Source organism: Sphingomonas sp., from assembly GCF_048594985.1.
Classification (GTDB): Bacteria; Pseudomonadota; Alphaproteobacteria; order Sphingomonadales; family Sphingomonadaceae; genus Sphingomonas_I.
In genome coordinates, this window is sequence record NZ_JBMDXG010000031.1 from 1 (window position 1) to 1,500 (window position 1,500).

The 1,500-nt window shown below is 63.5% G+C and carries 2 protein-coding genes; both read right to left on the reverse strand.

Going from position 1 to position 1,500, the window contains the following annotated elements; genetic code table 11:
• Nucleotides 1-20 precede the first annotated feature (20 nt).
• On the reverse strand, nt 21-437 hold the full coding sequence (gene dksA, locus ACOJSF_RS01220) for an RNA polymerase-binding protein DksA (protein WP_126280180.1): 417 nt from the start codon (nt 435-437) through the stop codon (nt 21-23).
• A 221-nt stretch (nt 438-658) separates the two neighbouring features.
• Nucleotides 659-1,500: MipA/OmpV family protein (locus ACOJSF_RS01225; protein WP_420140423.1), on the reverse strand; the 842-nt coding region annotated here is incomplete at its 5' end.

Consider the following 1,500-nt stretch of genomic DNA (forward strand, 5'->3'; position numbering starts at 1 on the left):
AGATGGACGACCGGTGATTTCTAGTCGTCGCGATAGACGCGTTCGCGGCGCTCGTGCCGCTCCTGCGCTTCGATCGACAGTGTCGCGATCGGACGGGCCTCAAGGCGCTTGAGCGAAATCGGTTCGCCGGTCTCCTCGCAATAGCCGTAGGAACCGTCATCGATCCGCTCCAGCGCGGATTCGATCTTCGCGATCAGCTTGCGCTGACGGTCGCGGGCCCGCAGCTCGATGGCGCGGTCGGTTTCCGACGACGCACGGTCGGCGATGTCCGGGTGGTTCTGATTCTCGTCCTGAAGGTGCTGAAGCGTCTCTTTCGCCTCGCGCAGGATGTCTTCCTTCCACTGCAGCAGCTTGTGGCGGAAATACTCCCGCTGCCGCTCATTCATGAAAGGCTCGTCCTCGCGGGGGCGATACTCTTGGTCGATCTCAACCGACATCGGCCTTGGTCCTCGTTTTCCGGGGGCACCCCTATCGGGGGCAGCTTATATCGCCACGCCCCGCGCCGCACAACACCTCACAGCGTCATGCGCTCGACACAAAATGCCGGATTTTTCAGCATGTTGAGCGCCCGAACGAGGCAGGGAGCCGCCCAGGGCTCCCAAGCGCGAGCCGTGCCCGCGCCGCAAGGGAAAGCGCGCCGGTAACCCGGCCCGCGCAACTACTCGAAACCGAGGACAAACGTATAGGCGAGCGAGACGCCGGCCTGGAACTGGTTGCGGTCGCCGTTCTGCACAACGAGCGGGCTGTCGGCCGCGTCGTCCATCAGATATTTGTACTCGGCGAAGATCGAGCCGGTGATGTTCTCGGTGAAGCGCTTCACCACCTGCCCGCCGAAGCCCACCGAATAGATGCCGCCGCCGGCCTTATAGGGCGTCAGCGGATTGCCGAGCGCCTGGGCGAACGTCGCCTCGGCCGGGGTGATTCCGTAATAGGTGTCGGTATAGCCCGAGCTGGCCAGCGTCATGCGCGGGCCGGCAGAAAGGGTGACGCCCCAGAGTTCCGGGCTGAAATGAATGGCGTCGACGGCGAAGTCCGCCACCACGCCCTCGAAACCGCCAAAGCCATAGCGAACATCACCGCGCAGGCGCAGCCAGTCCATCGGGAACCACTGGGCGTAGCCGCCGATCTGATAGGCATAATCGATGTTGGACATGCCGCGCAGGGCATAGGAGCTGGACGAGTCCCGCTTCCATGTCATCGTGCCGGTGATACCGGCCTCGAACACGCCGTTATCGAACAGCGCGATGCTCGGATTGTCGTTGAAGCTCTTGAACTCGCTCAGCCGGTCCGCGCGGTTGATGCTGATGATCGGCTTGAAGCCGAACTCATACTCATCCGAGCCCATCCAGGTCGGCACGCCCATCACATAGCCGCCGAGCGTGACCGTCCACTGGCGATCGCGCGATTCGGTCGGGGCGTAGGCCGGGTCGCCCTTGTAGGTCATGTCGGCTGCATGGGTGATCGACGCCGTAAGGCCGAGCGTTCCCGCAACAACCACGA

Excerpts from the sequence above, each read along its gene's own strand:
- dksA (WP_126280180.1), bottom strand. The coding sequence starts at position 437 with ATGTCGGTTGAGATCGACCAAGAGTATCGCCCCCGCGAGGACGAGCCT.